24 protein-coding genes are annotated in these 26427 nt (G+C 71.6%); 18 read left to right on the top strand and 6 right to left on the bottom strand.

Annotated elements, in window-relative coordinates; genetic code table 11:
- Position 1 precedes the first annotated feature (1 nt).
- From ACIBI5_RS03320 to ACIBI5_RS03335, 4 genes are all read left to right on the top strand, one after another.
- Positions 2 to 1813: a hydantoinase B/oxoprolinase family protein gene (locus tag ACIBI5_RS03320; protein ID WP_397242666.1), complete on the top strand. Its 1812-nt coding sequence runs from the start codon at positions 2 to 4 to the stop codon at positions 1811 to 1813.
- A 56-nt stretch (positions 1814 to 1869) separates the two neighbouring features.
- Positions 1870 to 2763 (top strand): Gfo/Idh/MocA family protein, encoded by an 894-nt coding sequence (locus tag ACIBI5_RS03325; protein ID WP_397242668.1) that lies wholly within the window; start codon positions 1870 to 1872, stop codon positions 2761 to 2763.
- Positions 2764 to 2816: 53 nt separating this feature from the next.
- Positions 2817 to 3824, top strand: coding sequence for an NAD-dependent epimerase/dehydratase family protein (locus ACIBI5_RS03330; protein ID WP_397242670.1), 1008 nt, complete (start codon positions 2817 to 2819; stop codon positions 3822 to 3824).
- A 65-nt stretch (positions 3825 to 3889) separates the two neighbouring features.
- Complete coding sequence (locus ACIBI5_RS03335) at positions 3890 to 4912, top strand: dihydrodipicolinate synthase family protein (RefSeq protein ID WP_397242672.1); 1023 nt, start codon at positions 3890 to 3892, stop codon at positions 4910 to 4912.
- Positions 4913 to 5247: 335 nt separating this feature from the next.
- Here ACIBI5_RS03335 and ACIBI5_RS03340 read toward each other — a convergent pair whose 3' ends face one another.
- Entirely contained in the window at positions 5248 to 6453 is a 1206-nt protein-coding gene (locus ACIBI5_RS03340) for a hypothetical protein (protein WP_397242674.1), read from the bottom strand.
- Positions 6454 to 6521: 68 nt separating this feature from the next.
- Between ACIBI5_RS03340 and ACIBI5_RS03345 the strand changes: the two genes are divergently transcribed.
- From ACIBI5_RS03345 to ACIBI5_RS03365, 5 genes are all read left to right on the top strand, one after another.
- Positions 6522 to 7652: a DegT/DnrJ/EryC1/StrS family aminotransferase gene (locus tag ACIBI5_RS03345; RefSeq protein ID WP_397242676.1), complete on the top strand. Its 1131-nt coding sequence runs from the start codon at positions 6522 to 6524 to the stop codon at positions 7650 to 7652.
- A gap of 110 nt (positions 7653 to 7762) precedes the next feature.
- Complete coding sequence (locus ACIBI5_RS03350; protein WP_397242678.1) at positions 7763 to 9016, top strand: ABC transporter substrate-binding protein; 1254 nt, start codon at positions 7763 to 7765, stop codon at positions 9014 to 9016.
- A 57-nt stretch (positions 9017 to 9073) separates the two neighbouring features.
- Positions 9074 to 9940 (top strand): carbohydrate ABC transporter permease, encoded by an 867-nt coding sequence (locus ACIBI5_RS03355; protein ID WP_397242680.1) that lies wholly within the window; start codon positions 9074 to 9076, stop codon positions 9938 to 9940.
- Entirely contained in the window at positions 9937 to 10803 is an 867-nt protein-coding gene (locus ACIBI5_RS03360) for a carbohydrate ABC transporter permease (RefSeq protein WP_397242682.1), read from the top strand. The genes ACIBI5_RS03355 and ACIBI5_RS03360 overlap by 4 nt, the downstream gene beginning before the upstream one ends.
- 18 nt (positions 10804 to 10821) lie before the next feature.
- Positions 10822 to 11730, top strand: a complete 909-nt coding sequence (locus ACIBI5_RS03365) for a dihydrodipicolinate synthase family protein (protein WP_397242684.1) — start codon at positions 10822 to 10824, stop codon at positions 11728 to 11730.
- Here the strand turns inward: ACIBI5_RS03365 and ACIBI5_RS03370 are convergent.
- The 3 genes from ACIBI5_RS03370 to ACIBI5_RS03380 form a co-directional block, all read right to left on the bottom strand.
- Complete coding sequence (locus ACIBI5_RS03370; protein WP_397242686.1) at positions 11702 to 13642, bottom strand: hypothetical protein; 1941 nt, start codon at positions 13640 to 13642, stop codon at positions 11702 to 11704. The genes ACIBI5_RS03365 and ACIBI5_RS03370 overlap by 29 nt on opposite strands.
- 76 nt (positions 13643 to 13718) lie before the next feature.
- Positions 13719 to 14441 (bottom strand): amidohydrolase family protein, encoded by a 723-nt coding sequence (locus ACIBI5_RS03375; RefSeq protein ID WP_397242688.1) that lies wholly within the window; start codon positions 14439 to 14441, stop codon positions 13719 to 13721.
- Positions 14438 to 15172 (bottom strand): amidohydrolase family protein, encoded by a 735-nt coding sequence (locus ACIBI5_RS03380; RefSeq protein WP_397242690.1) that lies wholly within the window; start codon positions 15170 to 15172, stop codon positions 14438 to 14440. The genes ACIBI5_RS03375 and ACIBI5_RS03380 overlap by 4 nt, the downstream gene beginning before the upstream one ends.
- Before the next feature lie 99 nt (positions 15173 to 15271).
- Here ACIBI5_RS03380 and ACIBI5_RS03385 point away from each other — a divergent pair, with 99 nt between their 5' ends.
- From ACIBI5_RS03385 to ACIBI5_RS03415, 7 genes are all read left to right on the top strand, one after another.
- Positions 15272 to 17254, top strand: a complete 1983-nt coding sequence (locus ACIBI5_RS03385) for a PQQ-binding-like beta-propeller repeat protein (protein WP_397242692.1) — start codon at positions 15272 to 15274, stop codon at positions 17252 to 17254.
- Between the two features lie 247 nt (positions 17255 to 17501).
- Positions 17502 to 18170, top strand: a complete 669-nt coding sequence (locus tag ACIBI5_RS03390; protein ID WP_397242694.1) for an amidohydrolase family protein — start codon at positions 17502 to 17504, stop codon at positions 18168 to 18170.
- A complete protein-coding gene (locus tag ACIBI5_RS03395; protein ID WP_397242696.1) occupies positions 18167 to 18886 on the top strand; it encodes an amidohydrolase family protein in 720 nt (239 codons plus the stop codon). Before ACIBI5_RS03390 ends, ACIBI5_RS03395 begins: the two co-directional genes overlap by 4 nt.
- Positions 18883 to 20043 (top strand): DegT/DnrJ/EryC1/StrS family aminotransferase, encoded by a 1161-nt coding sequence (locus ACIBI5_RS03400; protein ID WP_397242698.1) that lies wholly within the window; start codon positions 18883 to 18885, stop codon positions 20041 to 20043. Before ACIBI5_RS03395 ends, ACIBI5_RS03400 begins: the two co-directional genes overlap by 4 nt.
- Entirely contained in the window at positions 20040 to 22022 is a 1983-nt protein-coding gene (locus ACIBI5_RS03405) for a hypothetical protein (RefSeq protein WP_397242699.1), read from the top strand. Before ACIBI5_RS03400 ends, ACIBI5_RS03405 begins: the two co-directional genes overlap by 4 nt.
- Positions 22023 to 22372: 350 nt before the next feature.
- Positions 22373 to 23053, top strand: a complete 681-nt coding sequence (locus ACIBI5_RS03410) for a histidine phosphatase family protein (protein WP_397242701.1) — start codon at positions 22373 to 22375, stop codon at positions 23051 to 23053.
- A gap of 345 nt (positions 23054 to 23398) precedes the next feature.
- Positions 23399 to 23995 (top strand): TetR/AcrR family transcriptional regulator, encoded by a 597-nt coding sequence (locus ACIBI5_RS03415; protein ID WP_397242703.1) that lies wholly within the window; start codon positions 23399 to 23401, stop codon positions 23993 to 23995.
- Here ACIBI5_RS03415 and ACIBI5_RS03420 read toward each other — a convergent pair.
- A complete protein-coding gene (locus tag ACIBI5_RS03420; protein WP_397242705.1) occupies positions 23973 to 24434 on the bottom strand; it encodes a hypothetical protein in 462 nt (153 codons plus the stop codon). The two genes, ACIBI5_RS03415 and ACIBI5_RS03420, sit on opposite strands and share 23 nt — an antisense overlap.
- A gap of 204 nt (positions 24435 to 24638) precedes the next feature.
- On the opposite strand from ACIBI5_RS03420, the gene ACIBI5_RS03425 reads away from it, so the two are divergent.
- Both ACIBI5_RS03425 and ACIBI5_RS03430 read left to right on the top strand, forming a co-directional pair.
- Positions 24639 to 25187, top strand: coding sequence for an RNA polymerase sigma factor (locus ACIBI5_RS03425; protein WP_397242707.1), 549 nt, complete (start codon positions 24639 to 24641; stop codon positions 25185 to 25187).
- Positions 25180 to 25449, top strand: a complete 270-nt coding sequence (locus ACIBI5_RS03430) for a hypothetical protein (protein ID WP_397242709.1) — start codon at positions 25180 to 25182, stop codon at positions 25447 to 25449. Before ACIBI5_RS03425 ends, ACIBI5_RS03430 begins: the two co-directional genes overlap by 8 nt.
- Here the strand turns inward: ACIBI5_RS03430 and ACIBI5_RS03435 are convergent.
- On the bottom strand, positions 25427 to 26389 hold the full coding sequence (locus ACIBI5_RS03435; RefSeq protein WP_397242711.1) for a serine hydrolase domain-containing protein: 963 nt from the start codon (positions 26387 to 26389) through the stop codon (positions 25427 to 25429). The two genes, ACIBI5_RS03430 and ACIBI5_RS03435, sit on opposite strands and share 23 nt — an antisense overlap.
- Positions 26390 to 26427: the final 38 nt, after the last annotated feature.

Here is a 26427-nt window from a genome sequence, read left to right on the forward strand (position 1 = left end):
CATGAGCGCCGACCCGATCCTCATCGAGATCGTCGAGGGCACGCTGGCCTCGGTCGAGCGGGAGGTGGAGACCGCGATCGCGCGCACGGCCCGCTCGCCGATGATCCGCGACGCGCACGACTTCCGCGCCGGCATCCACGACGTGAAGCTCAGGAAGCTCACCGGCCGCTCCTACAGCGCCCTCGTCCAGCCCGTCGTCAGGGACTTCCCCGCCGAGACGATGAAGGAGGGCGACGTCTACTTCCACAACGACGTCTACCTCTCGGAAGGCGGCATCGGCCACCTGCCCGACCTGTGCGTGACCGTCCCGGTCTTCCACGAGGGCGAGGTCGTCGCGTTCGTCCAGGCCTTCGGCCACCACGACGACATCGGCGGCTCGGTGCCCGGCAGCATGCCCTCCCACGCGCGCAGCGTCTTCGAAGAGGGCCTGATGGTGCCGCCGATCAAGCTCTGGGACCAGGGCGTGCCCAACGAGGCCGCGCTGCGCATCATGACCCGCAACTCCCGCATGCCCGACTCGCTCGCCGGAGACCTGGACGCCGAGTGCTCGGCCTGCCTCATGGGCGCGCGCCGCCTCTCGGAGCTCTTCCAGAGGTACGGCAGGGCCGCCGTCGAGGAGTGCTTCGACGCGATCATCTCCAAGACCACCGAGACCTTCCGCCGCGAGCTCCTGGCCAAGATCCCCGAAGGGGTCTACGTCTGGGAGGACTATGCCGAGCACGACGGCGTCGACGAGCCGCGCCTGCACGCCCAGCGCATCACGCTGACCGTCGACCACGCCAGGCCCGCGCCGCTCACCATCGACTTCACCGGCACCTCGCCGCAGGCCAAGGGCCCGATCAACCACGCCGGCGACTACGCCGACGGGGTGTTCCTGAAGAAGTGGCTGGCGCCGGTCCTGCGCAACCTGGCCGACACCCCGGAGCGCATGGCCGAGCTGGACGTCAACGAGGGCGTGGTGCCGCTCATCGAGATGCGCTTCCCCGGCAAGGGCACCCTGCTCACGCCCGTCTTCCCCGCGCCGACCAACGCCCGCACGTTCGTCATCCTGCGGCTGCTGGGCGTGCTGGCCGGGGTGCTGGCCAAGGCCACCCAGGGAAGGATGCCGGCCGACCAGGAGACCATCCGCTACACCGGTGTCCACGGGCTTGACGGGGAGGGCCGGCCGTACCTGATGCGGGAGGTTCTCGGCGGCGGCTCAGGCGGGCGGTGGTACGCCGACGGCGAGGACACCATCCACGTGGTGCCCGACTCGCGCAACATCCCGGTGGAGTTCGCCGAGGCGCGCTGGCCGTTCCGGGTGGAGCGGCTGGCGCTGGCATGCGACTCGGGCGGGCCCGGCATGTACCGGGGCGGGCTCGGCTACGACAAGCACATCAGGATGCTGCGCGACGCCTCCTACATGTCGATCGCCGACCGCTCGATCCTGTCCTGCTGGGGCGTCAACGGGGGGCTGGCCGGGCGGCCGTTCCGCGTGGAGGTCGGCGGCAAGGAGATGGAGGGGCTGGTGGACGACCATCCGGTGCAGGCCGGCGAGGTCGTCCGCATCCGCACCACGGGCGGCGGCGGGTGGGGCTCGCCCTACGACCGCGACCCCCGGGCGGTGGCCGCGGACGTGCGCGACGGGAAGGTCTCCATCGCGGGCGCGCTCGGCGACTACGGCGTGGTGCTCGACGGCGACCGCATCGACGAGCAGGGCACGGCGGAGCTGCGCGCCCGGCTGCGCCCGGTGAACGGCCGCTTCTTCGATCGCGGGCCCGGCTACGCGCGGCTGTCGGGCGGCAGGCCGGCACCGGAGGTCGACGACCTGTAACACAGGGTAGGTGCCATGATTTCCCCCATTCGTGGAATCGATGGGGAGGAATCACCATGCGGATCGCACTCGCCGGTCTGGCCACCAGTCACCCGTACACCGACGCCAGGACCTTGGCGCGCCATGCGGAGCTGACCGTCTGGGAGCAGGATCCGGAGCGCCTGGCGCGGTTCGTGGAGGAGCATCCGCGGGCCAAGGTCGCGGGCGGTCTTGAGGAACTGCTGGCCGTGGAGCCGGACGGGGTCGTGCTCACCGTGCCGAACCCGCAGGCGCCGGCGGCCCTGGGCGCGGTGCTGCGGACCGGGGCGCCGGTCTTCATGAACAAGCCGGCCGCCGCCTCCAGGGAGCAGCTGGAGGCCCTCGACCGGCTGGACATCACCGACCGGGTGCTGTCGACGTCGGTGCTGCGCTTCGCGCCGGCCTTCGCGGGGGCGCGCGTGGATCCGGCGGAGGTGCTGGCGGTGCGGGCCACCGTACGGCACGACGTGGGGATCTGGGCGACGGGCTACAACCCGTGGCAGGACACGCCCGGCCAGGGCGGCGGGACCATGGTGACGATGGGCGTGCACGGGGTGGAGCTGCTGGTCGCGCTGCTCGGTCCCGAGGTACGGCTGGCCGGCGCGGCCGGTGCCGTACGCCACTACGAGGGCCTGCGCTCGGAGGACACCGGCGTGATGGCGCTGCGCTGGGGGAGCGGGATCACCGGCACCGTGGAGATCATCGGGGTCTCCGAGGACGAGGCGTACACCGTCACCGTCCACACGCGCGACGGCTCCAGGGAGATCGCCATCGAGGCGGGCGACGACCATCTGAAGGGCCTCGGGTACGAGGGAACGGTCGGCGCGTTCCTGGACATGGTCGCCGGAGCGCCCAGCCCGGTGCCGTGGGAGCAGACCCGCGCCATCCTCGAAGTGCTGATTTCGGCGCGCGAAGCGGTCCCTACCCATTGACAGGGTAAGACTCCGATAGTTACGGTCTGGACCGTAAATGAGAGGAGTTCGGGGTGCGGACGGTATCGGAGCTCGAAGAGCGGCTGGCGCGACCGAGCGCGGTGCTCGTCGACGACCTGGCCAGGCTCGACGGCGACATCATGATCCTGGGTGCGGGCGGCAAGCTGGGCCCCAGCCTGGTCAGGCTGGCGCTCAACGCCACGCGGGGCGGCAAGCGGGTCGTGGCGGTGTCCAGGTTCTCCGAGCCCGGCCTGGCCGACGCGCTGACCTCGGAGGGCGCCACCGTGGTCAGCGCCGACGTGGCCGACGAGGCCGCGCTGCGCGACCTGCCCGACGTCGAGAACGTGGTCTTCCTGGTCGGCGCCAAGTTCGGCACCCAGGGCGCCGAGCACGCGACCTGGTTCACCAACTCCTACCTGCCCGGCCGGGTCGCCGACCGGTTCAGGCACAGCAGGATCGCCGCCCTTTCCACCGGCAACGTCTACCCGCTCACGCCCGTCACCAGCGGCGGCGCGACCGAGGAGACCAAGCCGGACCCGGTCGGCGAGTACGCGATGAGCTGCCTCGGCCGCGAGCGCGTCATGGAGCACTTCAGCGAGAAGTACGGCACCCGCCTGGCCCTCATCCGGCTCAACTACGCGGTCGAGATGCGCTACGGCGTGCTGGTCGACCTGGCGCAGAAGATCGTCGCCGGTGAGCCCATCGACCTGGCCACCGGGCAGGTCAACGTCGTCTGGCAGGGCTACGCCAACGAGGTGACGCTCCGGGCGCTGCTGCACGCGGACGCACCGCCGTACCTGCTGAACCTGACCGGACCCGAGCTGGTCTCGGTGCGGCAGGCGGCGCGGGACCTCGGCCGCGCGATCGGCAAGGAGCCGATCCTCGTCGGCGAGGAGGCGCCCACCGCGCTGCTGTCGAACGCGGGCAGGTGCCACCGCCTGTTCGGCTACCCGGAGCTGACGCCTGCCGAGCTGATCGAGCACACGGCGCGCTGGGTGTCCGAGGGCGGGCCGCTGCTCGGCAAGCCGACCAAGTTCGAGCGGCGCGACGGCCGGTTCTGATCAGCATGCTCTTCGACCAAGGGGGAAATCACGTGCTCAGCACGGCTCCGAATGCTCATACGTCCGTGCGCGACCTGTTCAGGCGCGGTCTGGTCATCCCGGCGCACCCGCTCGCGCTGGACGCGGGCAGGAAGCTCGACGAGCGCCGCCAGCGGGCGCTGACCCGTTACTACGTGGACGCGGGCGCGGGCGGGCTGGCCGTCGGCGTGCACACCACGCAGTTCGCCATCCACGGCACGCCGCTGCTGGCGCCGGTGCTGGAGCTGGCCGCGGAGACCTCGCGCGAGGCGGGGCGGGAGGTCGTGCTGGTCGCCGGGGCCACCGGGCCGACCGCGCAGGCCGTGGCCGAGGCCGAGCTGGCCAGGACGCTCGGCTACCACATGGTCCTGCTCAGCCCCCACACCGAGCTGGACGAGGACGCGCTGATCGAGCGGGCGCGGGCGGTCGGCGAGGTGCTGCCGGTGATCGGCTTCTACCTGCAGCCCGCCGTGGGCGGCCGGACGTTGTCCAGGGACTTCTGGACCCGCCTGGCCGGCGTCGAATCCGTCGTCGGGATCAAGGTCGCGCCCTTCGACCGCTATCGGACCCTCGACGTGTTGCACGGTGTGGTCAGGGCAGGGCGCTCCGACGAAGTGGCGCTCTACACCGGCAACGACGACCACATCCTGGCCGACCTCATCACCCCGCACCGGGTCGTCGTGGACGGGCGCGAGGTCGAGGTGGAGTTCGTCGGCGGGCTGCTCGGGCAGTGGGCGGTGTGGGTGCGCAAGGCCGTCGGCCTGCTGGAGGAGGCGCGGCGGGCGCGCGGCGGTGACGACGAGGCGGTACGCCGCCTGCTGAGCCTCGACGGCCACCTGACCGACGCGAACGCGGCCATCTTCGACTCGGCGAACGGGTTCCACGGCTGCATTCCGGGCATCCACGAGATCCTGCGGCGGCAGGGGCTGCTGGCCGGGCGCTGGTGCCTGGACCCGGAGGAGGACCTGTCGCCGGGGCAGTTGGCCGAGATCGACCGGGTGTGGGCGGCCTACCCGTGGCTGCGGGACGACGAGTTCGTGGCCGAGGGCCTGGACCGGTGGCTCTCCTAGAGAACGACCCCGAGCCCCGGCGCCGCATCCCGGCACCGGGGCTCCACCACGCCCACCCCCCAAAGCCCTCCACCCAAGAGCTGACCTCCTTGGGTCTGACCTCCCGTGGGTTGACGTCCTTGGGTCTGATCACCCGAGGGTTGACCTCCCGGGGTTGGACCTCCCGGGGTTGGACCTCCCGTGGGTTGACGTCCTGGGGCGTGACCGCCCGGGGGCTGACCTCCTCGGACCGGAAACCCTCCGGGCCGGCCTCTCCGGGTCGGACATCCTCCGGGCTGGCATCCTCCGGGCTGATATCCCCAGGGCTGTCATCCCGTGGGCTGATGGCGCCGGTGCTAGAGGGTGAGGCGGTAGAGGGTGAGGGGGCGGCCGCTGCTGCCGCTGGTGAGGTTGCCGGTGCGTTCGGCCAGGCCGGCGAGCTCCAGCCGGTGCAGCATCCTGCGCGCGGTCCGCTGCTGTACGGCCAGCCGCTCCGCGATCTCCCGCGTGGTCAGCGGCTCACCCCCGGAGGCGTCCCGCGCCTCCAGCAGCCGCTCCAAGGTGGGCACCGACAGCCCGACCCGCCGGGCCAGCACGGACAGGTTCTGCTCACCGGCCGGCGTGCTGGTCACCGACTCCAGCACGATGTCGGTGTCGGCCCGCAGCGACAGCACCGCCGCCACGTCCCCGATCCGCCGGGCGCGGGCGAGTGCCCGGCGCGCCAGGCTCTCCGCCTCGGCGGCGCTGCGTCCGAGGCCGAACCCGACGCGCACCACCCGCCCGCCCGCCGCCAGCCGTCCGAGCATGGGCAGCCCGGTGAACCCGCCGGTCGCGTCGTACAGCGGGCCGCGGGTGGTCACGAGCAGATGGGTGCCGCCCCGGAACCCGGCCAGCGTGCCGCCGAGCGCGGTGGCCTCGCGCAGCAGCCCGTCCTCTCCGTCCACCTCGATGAGCCCGAGCGCGATCTGCGCGTCCTCCCGCTCCTGCCCCTCCGCGGTCAGCAGGAGCTGGCGCAGCGCCACCCGCACCGAGTGCACCGACGGCGCCAGTCGCAGCACGTGCATCTCCCCGCGCAGCGCCTCGTGCACCGAGCTGAGGCAGGTGATCACCGGGTGGCCGGGCCCGCGCCGGTGGAAGGCGATGGCCTTCTTGGAGGTCATCTCCGGCCGGTAGCCGAGCGTGCGCAGCTGGTCGGTGGGCAGTCCCGCCTCGGTGAACGTGGCGGTGACGTCGGCCGGCGCGAGCGTGTCGATGGACAGCCGGGTGACGTCGTAGCCTTCGTGCTGCAGCCGTACCAGGCCGCTGAGCAGCGTGGCGCCGGAGTAGTCCACGAACGAGGCGGGCCGCGAGAGCATGTCGGCGTCGCGGGCCAGCATGTACGGGACGATGCCGGTGAACAGCCAGCCCTCGACGGCGCTGGTGTGGGCCTCGACGATGGCGGGGGCCTGCGACTCGTGGTCGTAGTCGAGCCGCAGCGCGCTCACCCCGGGCTGCTCCTCGCAGGTGGCCGCGACGTCGTCGACCAGATCATGCGGGCCGACGACCCCGATGACGATACCCACCCTCGCCTCCTTCTTCACTATTACGGTCAAGACCGAAAGGTTAACTTGTGACTCTCAAGTTTCCAAGCATGGCCGAATCCGCCGGCCGTACCCTCGGCGACGAGGAGATCGCGGCGCTGGAGCGGGTGATCCGTTCCGGCATGCTCAGCTCCGTCTGGGGGACGGAGGTGCGCGCGCTCGAAGCCGAGGTCGCGCGGATGTACGGCTCCCGCCACGCCATCGCGTGCAGCTCCGGCACGGCGGCCCTCCATCTCTCGGTCGTGGCGGCCGCACCGGACCCCGGGGACGAGATCATCACGACACCGATCACGGACTTCGGCACGGTGGCCCCCATCTTGGCGCAGAACGCCGTCCCTGTCTTCGCCGACGTGGTCCCCTCCACCGGCATTCTCGATCCCGGCTCCGTCGCCAAGCTCATCGGCCCCCGCACCCGCGCGATCATGGTGGTCCACCTGTTCGGCGCCCCGGCCCCGATGGCCGAGTTCCGCGCGCTGGCCGACGAGCACGGCCTGGCCCTCATCGAGGACTGCGCTCAGGCGTGGCTGACCGAACTGCCCGGCGGCCGGTACGCGGGCACCGCGGGCGACGTCGGCACCCTGAGCCTTCAGCAGTGGAAGCACATCACCTGCGGTGACGGCGGCCTGACCCTCACCGACGACGACGGACTGGCCCGGCGCATGCGCCTGTTCGCCGACAAGGGCTGGGACCGCGCGCGCGGCCGCTCCCATGAGAGCCTCGGCCTCAACTACCGGATGACCGAACTGCAGGGCGCGGTGGCCCGTGCCCAGCTGGCCAGGCTGCCCGGCGTGCTGGCCGACCGGAGGCGCACCGCCGTACGGCTGATCGGAGAGCTTCAGGGTCTGGAGCGGGTGCGGCTGCCGCGCCCCGACGGTCACGCGTGGTGGTTGTTCCCGCTCGTCCTCCCCGGCGGCGAGGCCCGCGACGTGGCGGAGAAGCTGCGCGAGGACGGGATTCCGGCACGGGCCGGATATCTGACCCAGACCCTCAACCACGCGCCGGCACTCAACGCCCCGCTGTACGGCGGTTCGCGCTACCCGCTGGAGGGCTACCGGGCGGCCGCCTGCCCCGAAGCCGAGCGGCTGGTCGGCGATACGCTCCTGGTCATCGACTGGAACGAGAACTACACCGGCGAGCACGTGGCCGCGATCTCGGCGAGCGTGCGGGCGCACTGCCGATGACCGATATCCCGGAGGGCCGCCTAGTTACGGTCATGTATCAGGCATTGACCCCCTGTTCTCCCGATCGCTAGGTTTCGGTCTAGACCGGTATTACGAAGAAAGGAAGGCCCATGAGGAAGGTAGCGGTAGCCGGCCTCGCGGCCGCCTTGGGAGTGACGCTCGCCGGATGCGGAGGATCCGATGGCGGATCCGACAACGGCAAGAGCACGGTGACGATGTGGATGTACCCCGTCATCGACGACCAGGCCAAGAGCAAGGCGTTCTGGGACAAGGTCGAGAAGGACTTCGAGGCCAAGAACGCGGGCATCGACGTCAAGATCGAGCAGCAGCCCTGGGACGGCCGCCAGCAGAAGGTGACGGCGGCGCTGGCCTCCAAGAAGGGATTCGACCTGGTTCTGCTGGGCCCCGACCAGATCCCGCAGTACGTCAAGCAGGGCACCGTCGCCCCCGTCGACGACGCGATCGCCGCCGACAAGGCGTCGTTCCGCCCCAACGCGCTGAACGCGCTGAGCGTCGACGGCAAGCTCTACGGCGTCCCGATCTACCAGACGATCACGGCGCCCATCTGGAACAAGAAGCTGCTCACCGACGCGGGTGTCGCCGACGTGCCCAAGACCTGGGACGAGGTGCTGGCCGCCGCGCCGAAGCTGGCCGCCAAGAAGACGCCGATCATGCTCTACCCCGGCGCCCCCGAGACGTCGCTCAACCTCAGCTTCTACCCGATCCTGTGGGCCAACGGCGGCACCGTCTTCGCCGCCGACGGCAAGAAGGCGGCCTTCAACGGCCCCGAGGGCGTCAAGTCGCTGCAGTTCCTGCTCGACCTGCAGAAGGCCGGCGGCCTGCCGGGAAACGCGGCGACGCTGGCCAACGTGATCGAGGGCAGCCCGCTCGCCCAGGGCAAGGTCGCCATGTACCACGCCGCGGCCCCCATCGGCGCCACGCAGCTCGGCGCCGGCATCGGCGAGGAGAACGTGGTCGTCGGCGGCCCGATCGAGGGCGCCAAGAAGGTGGCCTTCGGCATCCCGGGCGGCATCGTGCTGACGAAGGCGTCCAAGGTCGCCGACGCGGCCAAGAAGTTCGCCGCCTACCTGGGCTCGGCCGCGGTCGCGACCGAGCTCGCCACCGCGTCCGGCTTCTTCACCGCCCGCACCGACGCCTCGCCGGCGAGCACGTCGCCGCTGGCCAAGGAGTTCGAGAAGTCGCTGGAGTTCGCCTTCCCCGGTGACACGCACCCGGCCGCCCGCCAGGTGATGACCGTGCTCGCGCCGGAGATCCAGTCGGCGCTGCAGGGCAAGAAGACCGCCCAGCAGGCGCTCGACGACGCCGCCAAGCTGGTCGACGACCAGCTCGCGGCCGCGGGCTGACGTACGCGGGGAGGCCGCCGCGCGGCCTCCCCACCCCTTCGCGAAAGGCGTGAACCTGTGCGACACCGGCTGCGCGACCCCATCACCGGGTTGCTGTTCGTCCTGCCGATGCTCGTGCTCTTCGTGATCTTCCGGTTCGTTCCCTCGCTGGGCGCGGCGGGCTTGAGCGTGACGGACTACCAGCTCGGCGGGAGCTGGAGCTTCGTCGGCGTGACCAACTACGCCCGGCTCTTCGACGATCCGATCTTCATGGGAGCGCTGCGCGTCACGATCGTCTACGTGGCGATCTACGTTCCGCTGACCCTGCTCGTCTCGCTCGGCACGGCGCTGCTGCTGAACTCCGTCATCTTCATGAAGGGGATCTTCCGGAGCGCGCTGTTCCTGCCCTACGTGACCAGCTTCGTCTTCGCCGGCGTGATCTGGCGGTGGATGTATGAGTTCGACGGCTTCATCAACGGACTGCTCGCCAAGATCGACCTCGGTCCTGTCGGCTTCCTCGACGACACCTCGCTGGTCCTGCCCGCGCTGGCCACGGTCTCGGTGTGGAAGGGCTTCGGCTACTCGATGCTCATCCTGCTGGCCGGGCTGAAGTCGATCCCGGCCTCGTACCTGGAGGCCGCGCGGGTCGACGGCGCCAACGCCTGGCAGCGCTTCCGCAGCATCGTGCTGCCGCTGCTGCGCCCCGCCCTGTTCTTCGTGATCGTCATCGAGACGATCGGGGCGTTCCAGGCCTTCGACGTCATCTACGTGATGACCGGCGGCGGGCCGTCGCGGGCCAGCTACAACCTCATCTACGCGCTCTACGACCAGGGCTTCGGGAACTTCAACGTGGCGTACGCGGCCACGATCGGCATCGTGCTGTTCGTCCTGGTCTTCATCGTCTCGATGATCCAGCGCCGTCTGCTCGATCGGAGCAACACATGACGATTACCGAGACCAAGCCGGTGAAGGCGGCGCCCGCGCGGGCCGCCGGGCCCCGGCGCAGGACCGGCCGGCAATGGCCGTTCGCCCTCCTGCTCGGGCTCGTCGCCGTGCTCACCGTCAGCCCGTTCCTGCTGATGCTGGTGCTGGCGCTCAGCCCCAAGAACGAGCCGACCCTGCCGCACCAGTGGCCGGACGAGCTCACGCTGGACAACCTGGTCACGAACCTGACCTCCTCCGGCTTCCTCGGCTGGACGCTCAACTCCTTCATCTACGCCGCCGTCTCCGTCGTCATCATCCTGCTGACCGCCTCCATGGCCGGCTACGCCTTCGCCAAGAAGCGCTTCCCCGGCCGCGACGCGCTGATGTGGGCGTTCCTGGCGACGATGATGGTGCCCTTCCAGGCCACCCTGATCCCGTTGTTCATCCTGATCTCCGACCTGAACGGCGCGGACACCTTCTGGGGGCTGATCGTGCCCACGCTGGCCAACTCCCAGGCCGTGTTCCTCATGCGGCAGTTCATCCGCGACCTGCCCGACGAACTGTTCGAGGCCGCCAAGGTGGACGGCGCCCCGGAATGGCGCATCTACCTGCAGATCGTGGTGCCCCTCACCAAGCCGATCCTGGCCACGCTGGGCGTCTTCGTCTTCCTGTGGCACTGGAACGACTTCCTCTGGCCGCTCGTGGCGACCAGCAGCGAGGAGATGCGCACGCTCACCGTCGGCCTGTCCACGCTGCGCGGCGAGCAGTTCCCGCAGTCGATGGAGATGGCCGCCGCGGCGATCTCGGTGGTGCCCTGCCTGGCCGTCTTCTTCCTGCTGCAGCGCTACCTCGTCAACAGCATCGCGATGACCGGGTTGAAGTAACCCTTAGGCTGGTTCGACATGAGCACGGCAATCGACCCACGCGCGGCCGACCTGCGCGAGCGCCTGCGCGGGACGCTGGTCGCCGCCGCGGCCACCCCCATGACCACCGCGGGCGAGGTCGACCTCGACCTGGTCTCCGCCTATCTCGCCGGCCTGGTCGCCGACGGGGCCGGCGGGCTGGCGGTGCTGGCCCACACGGGGCGCGGGCCGTACCTGAGCGAAGGGGTGCGCGCCGCCGTCGTCGAGCGCGCGGTCGCGCTCGGCGTGCCCGTCGTGGTCGGTGTAGGGGGTGCCGGGAGTACGGACGTCGTCGCGCAGGCCAGAGCGGCGGCGCAGGCGGGGGCCGCGGCGCTCATGCCGTTCCCCTCGCCCGGCGACCGGGTGGCGGAACACCGGGCCGTGTGGGAGGCGACCGGGGTGCCCCTGATCGCCTTCGACCTCTACAGCCTGCCCTGCCCGCCGGACGTGCTGCGCGCGCTCGTGGCGCTGCCGGGCGTGGCCGGGCTGAAGGCGGCGCTGCTGTCGGACGCCATGGCCTGCCAGCGCACGATCGCCATCACCCGTGAGGCGGGCCGCCTGGCCGTCACCGGTGAGGACCGCATGTTCGGCCCGTCGCTGCTGTGGGGGGCGGAAGCCGCCCTGGTCGGCCTCGCGGCGGCGCACGTGGGGGTCACCGCCGACGTTCTGCGCGCCTACCAAGGCTCTGACCTGCGGGCCTTCGAGGACGCCTCGGCCCGGCTCGACCGCCTGGCCGAGGCCACGTTCACCGAGCCGATGGAGGGCTACGTCCAGCGCATGTTGTGGCTGGCGGCCGAGGAGGGCCGCATCCCGGCCACCCACGCCCACGACCTGTACGGCCCCGACCTGGGGTCGGAGCCGCTCAGCGTCAAGGACATCCTCACCGGTACGGCGAGATCGCCACGCTGACCAGGTTGCGGCCCTTGATCGCGTACAGGGACCGGTGGTCGGGGGCGATGTTGAGCTTGGAGCCGCCGCCGAACCAGTCGCTCGCCAGGCCGGTGACGATCTTCTTGACGGTCCAGGCGCGCAGGTCGACGCGGTAGACGGCGTTCACGTCGCTGGTGTAGGCGGTGAAACCGGCGATGAGCAGGTCGCCGCCGCGCTCGCTGACCTTGAGCGTGCGGGTGATCTTCCGCTTCAGCAGGTGGTACTCGAACAGCACGCCCGTGTTGGTGATGCCGTAGACCGCCAGCGGGGTGTGGGCGAGGTCGGTGACGGCGGCGATGCCGGGCAGCGGTTCGAGCTGCCACGTGACCTTGCGGGTGCGCAGGTCGAAGGCGGCCAGTTTCGCGGTGGGGGTGACCGGGGGCGAGCCGAGTCCCTCCTGGGTGCTGGTGCCGCAGTAGAGCGTGCCGAGGTAGGCGGTGACCGAGAAGACGGTCTGGCGGTCCACGACCGGGCGGTAGGTGTCGAGCTTTCCGGTCCTGGGGTCGTAGACGTCGAGGGCGCCGTTCTGGTGGCCGGGCTCCGGCTGGGTCGGCATGGCGATCAGGCCGGTCAGGCGGTCGTAGGCCAGGTCCTTGGGGCGGTCCTGGTTGTGGCCGGTGCGGAACAGCAGCTTGGCCTCGGGTTGCCCGGCCTTGTGGGCGTACAGGGCGCCCTGGGTGTAGACGCCCAGGTACGTGGTGCCGCGTACCGTGATCATGGTCTTCGGTTCGCCGGGGATGGGCAGCCGGGTGACCTTGCCGGTGGCCAGGTCGTGCAGGTCGGCGCCGCTCTTGCCGCCGACGTAGACGGTTTTGCCGTCGGAGTGCACCGACATCGGCGCCTCGGCCGCGGCGCGGAAGCCCCGCTGCACGTGGCTGAGGTAGTCCATGGTGCCCGTGGCGGGGTCGTAGACGAAGACGCCGCTGTCCTGCAGGCCGTAGACCTTGCCCTTGTGCTCCAGGATGCGGACCGTCTGCGCCTCGGGGAACGGTACGCCGAGCACCTCGGACTTACCGCTCGCGAGCTCGTAGCGGTAGACGGTCCCGGAGGGGCGGCCGGCGAAGTAGACCCAGCCGTCGAAGATGAGGACGGCGACGGTGTACTTCTCGCCGGGCGCCGACGCCTTGACGATCTTGTAGTTGGCCGGGTTCGCCTTCTCGATCACGACCAGCTCGGCCGTGGAGTTGAGGCCGCCCGCCAGGTGCGTGCCGCTGCTCGCCATGCTGGAGACCCAGTCGCGGTCGGCCAGCTCGGCGGGCAGCAGTTCGCGCTTGTCGCCGGTGCGGCGGTCGATGGCGACGAGGTGGGCGTTGGCGCCGACACCGGCGTAGACGTACTGGTCATCGGCCTGGATGCTGCGTACGTACGCCTCGCCGGGCGCGGGCTGGCCCAGGTCGCGGCTGGTCTTGGTGACCGGGTCGTACTCGACCACGCGGCCCGGCTCCGACATGCCCATGTAGATCTTGCCGTCGGGGGCGGCGGCCATGGTCCAGATGAAGTGGTCGGGGTACTCGGCGAGCTTGGTGGTGGTCCCGGTCAGGGTGTCGATCTTGTACAGGTCGGAGCGGGAGTGGGTGCCGACGTAGACATCGGTGCCGGCCTTGCACATCGCCCAGACGCCGACGCCGGTGGGGATCTCGTAGTGAGCGGTGATCTTGTCCTGGGTGAGGTCCCAGGCGCCGACCACGTTGGGCGACAGGCCGCGCGAGCCCATGTAGAGCACCTCGCCGACGAACTCGCCGTTGCCCAGCGGGCTGGCCACGCTGGCCGGGCCCAGGTCGGTGAGCGTGCCCTCGGCGGGGGCGGCCGCGGCCGACGCCGGTGCGGCGGGTAAGGCGAGGGCGGCCGTCGAGGCGGCTGCGGCCTGGAGGAAACGTCGGCGGGGGATCATGCGCTTGCTCCTTGTTTCATATAACGGCCTGGACCGTAATTAGGGTCAACGGAAATGCGCCGGTGGTGAGGCGAGGTCAGACGGGCAGGTCGAACAGGGCCGCGGCGTTGCGCCAGGCGACCTTCTCGGCGGTCTCCGGGTCGAGCCGCGCGGCGGCGACCGCGCCGAACGCGGAGGCCGGGTCGATGAGCGTGGAGTCGGTGCCGAACAGCAGCCGGTCGGGGTTCACCGCGGCGGCCACCTCGGCGATGCGGCGGGCGGGCGCGTGGGAGTAGCAGGGCTCCAGATAGAGGCGGTCGCAGCCGCGCGCGGCCTCGACGGCGTGGCGGTGGCCGTCGGCGCCCATGTGTCCCGCGATGACCTTGAGTCCGGGGGTGTCGCTGCAGGTCGCGGCCAGGTCGAGGACGGTCGGGCCCCACGTGTGGACCAGCGCGGGCACGCCGTGCGCGGCGACCAGCGCGAGCGCCTCGCGGGTCTGCGGGGAGTCCGCGGGGGAGCGGGTGTAGTCGGTGTGGATCTTGACGCCCTTGAACCGGCCGGTGGGCAGGTACTCGCGCAGGTCCTTCTCCGCCTGGTCCAGGCGGCGGGGGTTGATCGTGACGTAGCCGTAGTGGCGGTCGGTCGTGGCCAGCCAGCCGTCCAGCGCACGGTTGCCGGTCGCGGGGTCGTAGATGACCGCCTCGGTGGCCGACACGATCGAGGCGCCGATGCCGTAGCGGTCCATGACGGTGTGGTTGAGCGCGGCCACGTCCATGGTGAAGAACCACGGGCCCCAGTGCGCGTGCACATCGATGATCATCCGAGCAGCCTCCTCGCGTTGCCGCCGGCCACCGCGGCGATCTCCTCGGGCTTGAGCCCGCTGGTCGCCAGCCGCAGCAGCGGGACGACGGGCTCGTAGTGCGGGGTGCGCGAGCCGTACAGAAGCCGATCGGCCGGTACGGTCTCCAGCGCGTCGGGGGAGTTGAGCAGCCGGGTCGAGGTGTGGAAGCCCGGCTCGTGGGCGGCGGCGACCAGGAAGTCGCCCAGGTGGTAGAAGTGCGTGTCCAGGAAGACCACGTTCGCGCCCAGGCCCGCGAACGGCTGCCAGAACCTGCGCACGTCCCCGCCCGTGAGCACGGTCAGCCCGAGTCCGGCCGCCTTGCGCGCCACGTGCCGCACCGACGGGAACCCGGCCTCCACCCCCTGCTCGTCGGGGAACAGCCGGATCGCCCGCACGCCCTTCGGCACGAGGCGCTCGATCTCGCGCACCGCGCCGAGGGGGTCGCGCAGGTCGACGGTGCCGACGGGGACCACGTCGTCGCGGGTGGTCCCGGTCGCCAGCACCTCGTCGTTGCCGGTGCGCATGTCGAACAGCGCGGCCCGCAGCGACGCCACCGCCCCGGCCTTGATGCCGTGCGCGCCGAGCGTGCCCAGGACCGACGCGGGGTCGCCGGGCGGTCCGTCGCGGTCGGCGTACGCTCCGACCAGCACGTCCACGTCGAGGGTTACCGTGAGTTCGCCGATCAGCTCGCCCGCGTCGAACGCCGTCACAACCGCCTCCATTGACTATTTGCGCTCAGAACATTACGGTCTGGGCCAAAATTGAGCAATAGGTGCATCTGCTCACCCCCCACTCGCAGAAAGCCTCCCATGCGCGCATTCCCCGCGATCGCGGCGGCCGTGCTGGCCCTCGCCCTCGCCGCCCCCCTTCCCGCCCACGCCGCGCCGCCCGGCCCCGAGCCCGGGAGCTGTGACGGGACACGGGTCGAGACGTTCGGGCCCGCTTCGGTGACCGGGGCGATCGTCGGCGCCGCCGTACACGACGATCACGCCTATGTCGTGACGCGCGGCCAGAAACCGCCGGTGCTCGCCGAGATCAACCTGAGCACCCGCAAGGTGGTCAGAAGCGTCACGCTCCCTGACGGCCCCGCGACCGGCGAGCCGGAAGGCGGATGGGCCACCGCGATCTCCGGCGGAAAGGTGTACGTCGGGACGTATCCCGTGCCCGATCTGTATAGCTTCGACCTGGCCACCGGTGAGGTGAAGCACCTGCACTCCTTCGGGAAGAACGGCGGCTACGTGTGGAGCCTGGCCGCCGCGCCCGACGGCAAGCTGTACGCCGGGACCTACCCCGACGGCCGCGTCTGGGAGTACGACCCGGCCACGGCCGCCGTCAGGAACTTCGGGGTCCTGGCCGCCGGGGAGCGATACGTCAGGGCGCTGGCCGCCGATGCCACCCACGTCTACGCGGGCCTGCTCGACAAGGGCAGGCTCATGGCCATCGACCGCCAGGACGGCACCGTCAGGCAGCTCGCCCAGGGCACGACCGGCATCGGCGTCGTGGCCGAGCACGGCGACCGGGTGCTCGCGGTCAGCGGCTCGACGCTGATCGACGTGCGCAAGGACGGCTCCGACCCGCGTACGGCCGCCTCGGCCCCGCTCGACGCGCTCGTCTCCGCCCCGGACGGCACCGTCTACGGCACCTCCCGGCCCGACGGCGCCGTGCACCGCTACCGCACCGGCGACGCCGCCACCACCCGGGTGGCCGACCCGCCGTCTCAAGATGACGAGACCCGCCGCCTGGTCCTGACCGGAGCGGACACGCTGGCCGGCTTCTCGGGCAGCGGCGGGATGTGGTGGCTGGACCTGCGTACCGGGAAGTCGGAGTTCGCCGACCTGATCGACGCGGGGCTGCCCGCGGGGGCCGAGCGCGTCCAGAGCATGCTGCTCGTGCCGAACCGGGCTGTGTACATCGGCGGCCACTTCTCCATGGAGGTGCGCGACCTGCGTACGGGCAAGCAGCGCCGGTTCCGGGTCCCGGGCGAGCCCAAGGACATGGTGCGGCGCGGGAACAAGATCTACGCGGCCATCTACCCCAGCGGCCAGATCCTCGAGATCGACATCCGCACCGACAGGCTGCGCAGCCTCGGCTACCTGGGGCATGACCAGGCGCGGCCGTGGGACATCGAGTACGACCCGGTCCGCGACAAGCTCCTGGTCGCCTCGGCCCCGCTCGGCGCCAGACTGAACGGCGCGCTGTCGATCGTGGATCCGGACACGGGCGCCAAGGACGTCTATGCCGGGATCATGCCTGACCAGAGCCTCATGAGCCTGTCCCTGGACGCTGTACGCGGCATCGTGTACCTGGGCGGCGACGTGCTGGGCGGCGGCGGCACCCCACCGACCCGGACCTCGGCCTCCATCGCCGCCTTCGACCTGAAAAGGCGCCAGATCGTGTGGCAGGTCGAACCTGTCGCCAATTTCCGCACTTTCCAGGACATCAAGGTGCACCGTGGCCTGATCTACGGGGTCTACAAGCGCAACTCCGGCGCCTGGATCGCCCTCGACCTCGCCACCCGCACCGTCAAACACCAGGGCGCCCTTTCCGGGTACGGCGAGCTGACCGTGCACCGGGGGCGTGTGTTCACCTCGGCCTTCTTCGGCGGTGGGAACGCCTACCTGCTGGGATCCGAGGCCAAGCCGGTGGCGGCGGGGCTGGGTGACGACTGGTACACCAACCCGCAACTCCACTTCGAACCCGGCTCCTGGAAGGCCTGGGCTCTCGTCGGCCGCATCCTGGCCCGCCTCGACCTCACCCCCACCTGCCCGCCCCTGACTCCACCCACCCCCTGACGCCTTCCACCCTCTGACCAGCCCCACCCCCCGGGCTCACCCACCCCGCCGCGTGGCCGCACCTGCCCTGGCCGCGCTCCCCCCAGGGCTCATGCCGGAGGCCCTGAGGGGGCACGCTCGGCTTGGCCTCTCTTCCAGGGGTTCGTCCGCTCTGCCGTTCCCCCAGCGCCCGAGTGCACGGGACCGGTAGAGGGGCGGGGGTGGGGTGGTCTTGACCGAGGTTGTGGGGCGCGGCTAGTTTCGGTCTGTGCCGAAATCCGTCACAGACGCGCACCGCCTGATCGGCCCCGTGCCGTTCGACGACCTGCCGGAGGACCCGCGCCCCGACATGTCCCGGCTGGGCATCCAGCGCGCCCACGTGACCCACACCCTTAGCCTCTACTCCGACGCCAGAGCGGGCAACGAAGCGCTCATGGAACTGAAGGACCCGGCCCTCCAGCCGGTCCCCGTCCTGGTGCCCGAGTCCTTCGAGCCCATCCCGGACTGGAGCGTGCCGATGGTCCGCCTGTGCCCGTCCAGGCATCGCTTCGAGCTCACCGGCCCCACCACACTCCGATGGCTGCGCAGGATGGAGACCACGGTGGCCGTCGAGTTCGAGGAGACCTCGCCCGGCCAGCTCCTCGCCCTCGCCACGCGACTGCCGGAACAACGCATCCTGCTGCTCACCCCGGGCTACCGCCACCTGCGTACCATCGGCGAGCTCATGGCCGAGATCCCCAACCTGTGGCTGGAGATCGGCACCGTCAACACCCAGCGCGGCGTCGAGTGGCTGGCCGGACTGTACGGCCCCGAGCGCCTGGTCTTCGGCACCGGCGCCCCCGTCCTCGACGACTGCGGCCCGCGCTTCCTGCTCGACCACCTCGACCTGCCGGAAAAGGACGTCGAGCTGATCGCGACGGGAGGCGGCCTGCTGTGATCCTCGACGCGCACGGCCACCTCGGCCCCTGGCCCGACTTCCTCATCCCGGACAAGACCGCCGAAGGCATGGTCGAGCTGATGGACCGCCTCGGCATCGACGCGATCGGCATCAGCCACCTGCTCGGCGTCGGGCCGTCCGCCGAGGAGGGCAACCGGCTGGCGTTCGAGGCGGCCGGGCGCTATCCGGGCCGCATCGGCGTCTGGCAGGTCTACAACCCGCACCAGCGCAACAGCCTCACCACCGAAGGCGTCTGGGGCGTCAAGATCCATCCGGACGTGCACCAGTGCCGCCTCGACGACCGCCGCTACGACCCCGTCTGGGAGCTGGGTCTGCCCGTGCTCGCGCACGGGCAGACCGACTCGCCGTGGAGCGATCCGGCCCAGTTCGCGACCGTCGCGCGGCGCCATCCGCACGTGCCGCTGCTGCTCGGTCACGCGGGCCTGTGGCCGTACGGCTTCGCCCGCGCCGCCGAGCTCATCCACGGCCACCCGAACCTCTACCTGGAGATCTGCGGCTCCAAGATGACCGGCCGCTGGATCGCCAAGCTGGCCGCCCTGGCCGGCGCGGACCGCGTCGTCTACGGCTCCGACTCCTGCTTCCTCGACCTGCGGGTCGGCTTCGGCCGCGTCGCCCTGGCCCCGGTCAGCGACGCCGACCGTGCCCTCATCCAGGGCGGCAACCTCGCGCGCGTGCTGAAAGGACGCCTCGCATGACCCTCGCCATCCACGGCGGCACCCCCGTCCGCACCACCCCGTGGCCCGCCTGGCCGCCACCGCTCGACGACGCGCAGCGCAAGCTCGTCACCGACGTGCTCGACAGCGGACTGTGGGGAGCCACCCAGGGCGGCTCCGCCTGCGCGGACCTGACCGCCGCGTTCGCCGGCCTCTCCGGCGTCCGGTACGGCGTCGCCGTCGGCAACGCCACCCTGGGCCTGTTCGCCGCGCTGCGCGGCCTGGGCGTCGGGCCGGGCGACGAGGTCATCGTGCCCGCGTACACGTTCGTCGCCTCGGCCACGTCGGTGCTGCTGGCGGGGGCCGTCCCGGTGATCGTGGACGTGGACCCGGTGGACCTGCACCTGACGGCCGCCGCGGTCGAGGCCGCCGTCACCGGGCGCACGGCCGCGGTCATGCCGGTGCACCTGGCCGGCAGTCCGGCCGACATGGACGACATCAACGCGGTAGCCGTACGACATGGGCTGAAGGTCGTCGAGGACGCGGCGCAGGCGCACGGCGCGAGCTACAAGGGCCGGCCGGTCGGCGGGCTGGGTGACGCCGGCGTCTACAGCTTCCAGGCCAGCAAGGCGATGACGGCGGGGGAGGGCGGGCTGATCGTCTGCCGCGAGGAGGCGGATCATGAGGCGATCTGGTCGGTCTGCAATCTCGGGCGCAAGCTCGGCGGTCAGTGGTACGGCCACCCGAACGTCGGCTGGAACCTGCGCCTGACCGAGATCCAGGCGGCGCTGCTGCTGCCCTGGCTGGACCGGCTGGAGCCGGAGATCGCCCGGCGCAACGTGTTCGCCGCCGAGGTGGAGCGGGGGCTGGCCGCGACCGGGCTGCCGGTGAGCGTGGTGCCGCAGCCGCCGGGTACCACGCTCGACTCGCGTCACCTGCTGATGCTGCGCGTGCGCGTGCCGTTCGACCGGGCCTTCTTCCTGGAGGCGATGGCGGCGGAAGGGGTGCCGCTCGACGGCGGCTACCCGCCGCTGGGCACGATGGCCGCGCTCACCGAGGCGGGGGCGCGCCCTGAGCCGTGTCCCGCCACCGAGGCCGCCACGCGCGAGGTGGTCTGGATGCGCCAGTCGATGCTCATGGACGATCCCGCCCATGCCTCGCACCTCGTCGAGGCCCTCACGAAGGTGCTGCGCGCATGATCTTATGGAAGGGAGCGCTCGCGGCCGTCCTGGTCGCGGTCACCGCGCTCACCCCGGCCCCCGCCCCCGCTCCGGAGAACCTCGGCGTCCCGCTCCAGGACGTGCTGCTGCTCGGCGGCGCCGTAGCCCCCGGGCCGGAGGGCGGGACGGTGATCTGGAGCGCCTCCTCCGGCGTCCCCGCCCATCTCAACGCCGTGGACCCGGCGACCGGGGCGCAGACGTCCCGGTTCGACCTGCCCGGCTCCGGCGGCGCGTGGGCCGTGGAAGCCACACCCGACGGCAGCGTGTACGCCGGCACGCACGGCGGCAGCAAGCTCTTCCGCTGGACGGCCCAGGGCGGCGTCCAGGATCTCGGCAACCCGCTCCAGGGCGAGACGTTCGTCTGGACCCTGGCCGCGGGCGAGGGCGCGACCGTCTACGGCGGCACCTCGCCGGGCGGCAGGCTCTTCGCCTACGACCCCGCCACCGGCGTACGCGACTACGGCCGCCTGTCCGCGGGCCACGCCTACGTCCGCAGCGTCTCCTACGCCGGCGGCAAGATCTACGCCGGTACCGAGGCGCCCGCCAAGATCTTCGAGGTGGACGCGGCCAGCGGCGCGATCAAGGAACTGCCCGCCCCCGAGGACACCACCGGCAAGTGGGCCTACGACGTCAACACCGCCGCCGGATATCTCTACGTACGGCTGGGCAGCGCCAGTCCGGGCCCCCTGCACGTGTGGGACATCGCCGCGGGCACGTGGTCCGACCGGCTGGACGCCGCCCACGGCCTGGACGTCTCGCCACCGGACGCCGAGGGGCGGGTCTACTTTGTAAAGGGCGGCGAGCTCGTCCGCTACGACCCCAAGACCAAGGCCACCACCCCCACCGGCCTGCCGGTCACCGGCCGCGTGGCCAACACCCGCGGCATCGGATGGGCCGAACTCGGCCTGCCCGACTACCCGGGCAAGAGCCTCGTCGGCCTGCTCTGGCGCGGCCTGATGTTCCGCTACAACCCGCAGACCGGCGCCAAGGCGTTCGTCCAGAGCGGCATCAAGGGCGAGCCGATCGACGTCACGGCGCTGTCCGAGGGCCCCGACGGCCGCATGTACGCCGGCGGCTTCCTCAACGGCGGCTTCGCCGGCATCGACCCCAGGTCCGGCAAGGCCGAGGAGTTCCACACGTTCTCGCAGAGCGAGGACATGACCACGCACCGGGGCAAGCTGTACATCGGCGCCTACCCCGAGGCCCGCGTCTACTCCTACGACCCGAGCCTGCCGTGGAACAGCACCGAGTACTCGCCCAGCCCGCAGCCCGGCCCGGCCCCGAACCCCGCCCGCCTGTTCGACGGCGCCGCCGACCGGCAGATCCGCCCCCGCGCCATGGTCTCGGCCGGCCGCTACCTCGCCGTCGGCACCATGCCCGACCTCGGTCACCTGGGCGGCGTCCTGTCCGTCTGGGACCCGGAGGCGGGGCGGCTGAAGTCCTCGCGGCGCGACGTCGTCAAGGACCAGTCGATCGTCGCGCTCGCCTACCGCGACGGCGTCGTCTACGGCGGCACCTCGATTTACAGCGGCCAGTCCGCCACCCCGCCGACACAGCCGGAGGCCAAACTGTTCGCCTGGTCGGTGCGCGAGGACCGGCTCCTGTGGGAGATCGTCCCCGCCCCGGGCAAGCCCGCCATCCCGGCCCTCGCCTTCGACGCCGCCGGACGGTTGTGGGGGATCGCCGGTGGGGAGGTGTTCGCGGTGAACACCTGGGCCCGCAAGGTCGTCAAGCGCGTGGTGCTGTCGTCGAGCGAGAGCGCGAGCGGTCAGCTGGCCTTCAACCGCCGCGACCTTCAGTTGTACGGCGCGCACGCCGGTCGGTCGGTGTTCCGCCTGAACCCGTTGACCGGCCGCCACACCGTGCTGCGCTCGGGGGCGGTCCACCAGCTGGCGGTCCACCGCTCGGGCGACCTCTACTTCGCCGAAGGCCCCACCCTCTACCGCCTCCGCCCCTGACCCACCCGGCTCTCGGGCGACCCCGGCCCCGCGCCTGCCTCGGGCGGGTCGTGCGGGGACCGGGTCCATCTTGAGCCGCGCGTCGGGGGCGTCCCTGACCGCCAGTACGGCGGGGCCGGAGGCACTCGATGTGACGGTGCAGACGCGGCCGCGGTGGTGCCGGTGAGGGGAAGCGTGCGGAGGGGCTGGAACCCGCAGCCGGTGGGTGGCGCTGATGCGGCCTGGACCGGAGTGGCGAAGGTGAGGAGGAGTAGGAGGGCTGCGATGAGTGCTCGCAGGGGAGGCCTCCATGGCACATATTAACGGTCTCGACCGTAATGAGAAGAAGGGTCTTCTGGCACCATGGCGGCATGAGCGGACCGGTGCGGATCATCGCGGTGCGACACGGCCAGAGCGAGGCCAACCTCGCCTATGAACGGGCGCGCGAGCGTCCCCTCGTCTACGAGCGCGGCGACCAGGAGGTCACCCTGACCGATCTCGGCAGGCGGCAGGCGGCCGCGGTGGGGCACGTGCTGGCGGCGTTGCCCGAGGCGGAGGCGCCGGAGGTGGTGTGGTGCTCGCCGTACCTGCGGGCGCGCGACACCTGGGCGCACGCGCAACGGGCGTGGGGCGTCGAGACGACGCTGCCGCTCACCGTGGACAAGCGCCTGCGCGACCGTGAGATGGGCGCCCTGGCCCCGTTCAACCGCGCGGCCGTCGCCGAGCGCTTCCCCGAGGAGGCCGCCCGCTTTCTGTCCGAGGGCGAGTACGCCTTCCGGCCGCCGGGCGGCGAGTCCTTCGGCGACGTCGTGGTACGGCTGCGCGCCTTCGTCGGCGACCTGCGCGCGACCGCCCGCGGCCGGAGGGTCCTGATCGTGGCCCACGACGCGGTCGTGCTGCTGCTGCGCCACGTCCTGGCCGGCAAGCCCGACGCCGAACTGCCCTCCGTGCACCGCTACGCCCCGATCCGCAACGCGTCGGTCTCCACCTGGCACGTGGTGGACGGGCGGATGGAGGTGCTGTCGTTCAACGACGTGACGCACCTGGCCTGAGACCGGGCCGCCCCGCCACTGCGGGTGGCGGGGCGGCCGGAGCGGGCGGGCGTGCCACGCGACGGCACGACGGCCCAGCGCACCGCCCTGCCAGCAAGGCGGCGATCCTCCTCCGGGATGGATGTCCCCGACGGTAGGGGAGCCCGCTTTCGATTCGCTTTTCCGGCCCCATCTACCTCACAACCCAGGTAAAAGGGTGACACCTGACCCCCGCCACACCGGCCTGGGCGGCGTGGTGCCGGTCACCGGGCGGCTGGAGCGGCGGCGCCGTACCCAGGAGCGGGTGGAGGAGGCGGCGCTGCGGCGCGGCCTCTGACCGTCCCCGGCATCGCTACCGTTGGGTTCATGCCCAAGACACCCGACAGCTCCCGCCGCAGCGAGCACTCGCGCCAGGCGATCCTCGCAGCCACCCGCGCCCTGATCTCCGAGGTGGGCTACGAGAAGGTCGCCATCGAGGCCATCGCCGCGCGGGCGGGCGTCGGCAAGCAGACGATCTACCGGTGGTGGCCGTCGAAGGGCGCCGTGATCTTCGATTCGATCCTGGCGCTCAGCGAGGACGCCGAAGGACAGGACATGGCTCTGCCCGACACCGGCGATCTGGAGGCGGACCTGAAGCGGGTGATGCGCGCGACCGTCGCCGAGTTCGCCGACCCGGACTTCGAGAAGCCGATCCGGGCGCTGACCGCCGAGGTGATCAACGACGCCGGGCTGGCCGAGCAGTACCGGGACAAGCTCGCCCGGCCCGTGGACGAGGCCAAGAAGGCCCGGCTGCGCAGCGCGCAGCGGGCCGGGCAGCTCGCCGCCGACGCCGACCTCGACCTGGTGCTCGAAGTGCTCTACGCGCCACTGTTCCAGCGGTGGCTGCAGCGCTCGGGCCCGCTCACGCCCGGGTACGCCGACGCGCTGGTCGAGGCCGCGCTCAAGGCGTTTCGGCCCGGGTGAACTCGGCGATCCAGTTGGTCTCCCAGGTACGCTCGCCGTCCACGGAGAAGGCCTGCTCCCACCGGCAGTGGTCGGCGTCGATCCTGATCCAGAGGAAGCGGCAGCGCACCGGCGTGCCCTCGTGCTCGTCGTCGCAGAAGAACGCGCCCCGGTCGCCGTCGAAGCGTCCCACCACGGGCGGCAGCCCGAGCACGGGGTCGGCGCCGCTGACCCAGTAGATCGACCAGAGGTCGGTGGCGGGGTCGTGCAGGCGCAGGGTCAGCCCCGAGGTCCCCTTGGTGGGGAAGGTGACCTCGTCGCAGCTGGCCGCGCCGGACAGGTGCCGCGTGGCGCGCGTGTACCCGGGGAACTCCTCCCAGTCGTCGCTGCCCGCCAGCCGCTTGGTCAGCTTGCGCTGGTGCGAGGTCCAGGTGCCCTCGAAGAAGTCGAAGTTGTTCATGGGCAGAAGCTAGGAGCGCGTCACTGACATCTCCTGTCAGTGCCTGAATCCTTTTATGGTGTTCCTGCCTCTTATGTGTGTCCCGGCGATCCCGCCGGGACCTGACCCGGAGGTTGCCCACCATGACCATCGCCATCATCGCCGTGGCCGCCGTGCTCGTCTGCACGTGTACGGTCGTCGTGCTGCGCCGCAGGAGCCGTGGCCGTGGCTGACACGACCTGGCCCGACGAGCGTCTCATCACGGCCGCGCAGCGGGGCGACGTCGACTCCATCGCCGCGCTGGTGTCACGCTCGCAGTCGCACGTACGGCGGTTCGCCCACGCGTTGTGCACCACCCCGGAGGACGCCGAGGACGCGGCGCAGGAGGCGCTGATCATCCTGTACCGCAAGATCGGGGTGCTGCGGGCCTCGGCGGCGCTGGCGTCGTGGATGTTCCGCATCGTCCGCAACGAGTGCCTGCGCCGGGCGCGGACGCTGACCGGTCACCACCTCCCGATCCTCGACGGCGCCCAGCGGTCGGCCGAGGAGGAGGTGCTGCTGCGCCTGGAGGCCGGGATCGTGGCGGAGGCGATCGCCGAGCTGCCCGCCGACCAGCGCAGCGTGCTGATCATGCGCGACGTCCAGGGCCACAGCGGGCGGGCGGTGGCCGCCGCGCTCGGCCTCAGCACCCCGGCCATGAAGTCCCGGCTGCACCGCGCCCGCACCACGGTCCGCGCCACGCTGCTGAGCTCGGTGGGGGGCGACCATGGCTGACGGACGGGACTTCGCCAGCGGGTCGCTGCCCCGGCACCTGGTGAGGGGCGTGATCGGCTTCGGCGCGCTGGCCGCCGCGGTCGCGCTGCTCCCGGTGACCGGTCCGGTCAGCCTGCTCCTGGCGCCGCTCGGCCTGCTGGCGCTGCGTGGGTGCCCCACGTGCTGGGCCATCGGGCTGATGCAGACGATCTCCAGGGGACGGCTGCGCCGTAACTGCGTGGACGGGCGCTGCGAGCTGACTAGCTCCAGAACCCCGTCGTGAGCGCCGCCTGGAGTGCCGCGTGCGCGGCGTCGTCGTACGGCGTCATGCTGAGGCTGAGCTGGCGGGCGCCGTCGGAGCTGTGGAAGGACAGGGTGGTGTAGCCGAGGATGGCGCCGCGGTGACCGTAGGCGGTGCCGCAGGGGGAGCCGGCGATCTCCAGGCCGAGGCCGTGGGCGCCGCCGATGCCCGGGGTCTTCATCAGCGCGAGTTCGGCGGGCGGCAGCAGGCCGCCGGTGAGCAGGGCGTGGAAGAAGGTGTTGAGGTCGGCGGCGGAGGACATCATGCCGCCCGCGGCGCCGGCCGCGGTGGGGTCGAGGCGGGTCACGTCGCGGATCCTGCCGCCGGTCATGAGGTAGCCGCGGGCGTGCGGGCCGTTGATCGCGGTCGAGGAGGTGGGGGTGCGGGTGGCCGTCAGTTTCAGCGGCTTGATGATCCGGTCGGTGATCTCTCTGGTGTACGGCCGGCCGGTCACCTCCTCGATCACCATGCCGAGCAGGAGGTAGCCGGTGGCGGAATGGGCGTACCGGGTGCCGGGGGCGGACAGGACGGCCAGGTCGACGAGCTCGCGCGCCCGCCGGGGGCGCCCGGGGCCGGTGTGCTCGGCGACGGTGTTCTCGGGCAGGCCGCCGGTGTGGCCGAGCAGGTGCCGGACGGTGATGTCCGGCACCGCGTTCCCCAGGTGGGCGCCGAGCGGGTCGTCCAGCCCAAGCCGGCCCTCGGCCACGAGTTGCAGCACGACCGTGGCGGTGAAGGCCTCGGTGACGCCGCCGATGCGGAAGCGGCCGTTGACGGGGGCGCGGCGCGGACGGCCGAGCTCGATCACGCCCGAGGCGAGCCTGGTGGTGCGGCCGTCCCAGCGGAGCTCCGCGATCACCGCGCCCGCTCCGGCCGCTACGATCCTGTCCAGTTCCGGCTGCAGCGGGGCGGTGGTCACGCGCACGATGGGCCCTTCCGAAGGGGGGACGACCCTTCGACACT

Origin of the sequence: Nonomuraea sp. NPDC050540 (assembly GCF_044457485.1) — a bacterium.
Classification (GTDB): Bacteria; Actinomycetota; Actinomycetes; order Streptosporangiales; family Streptosporangiaceae; genus Nonomuraea.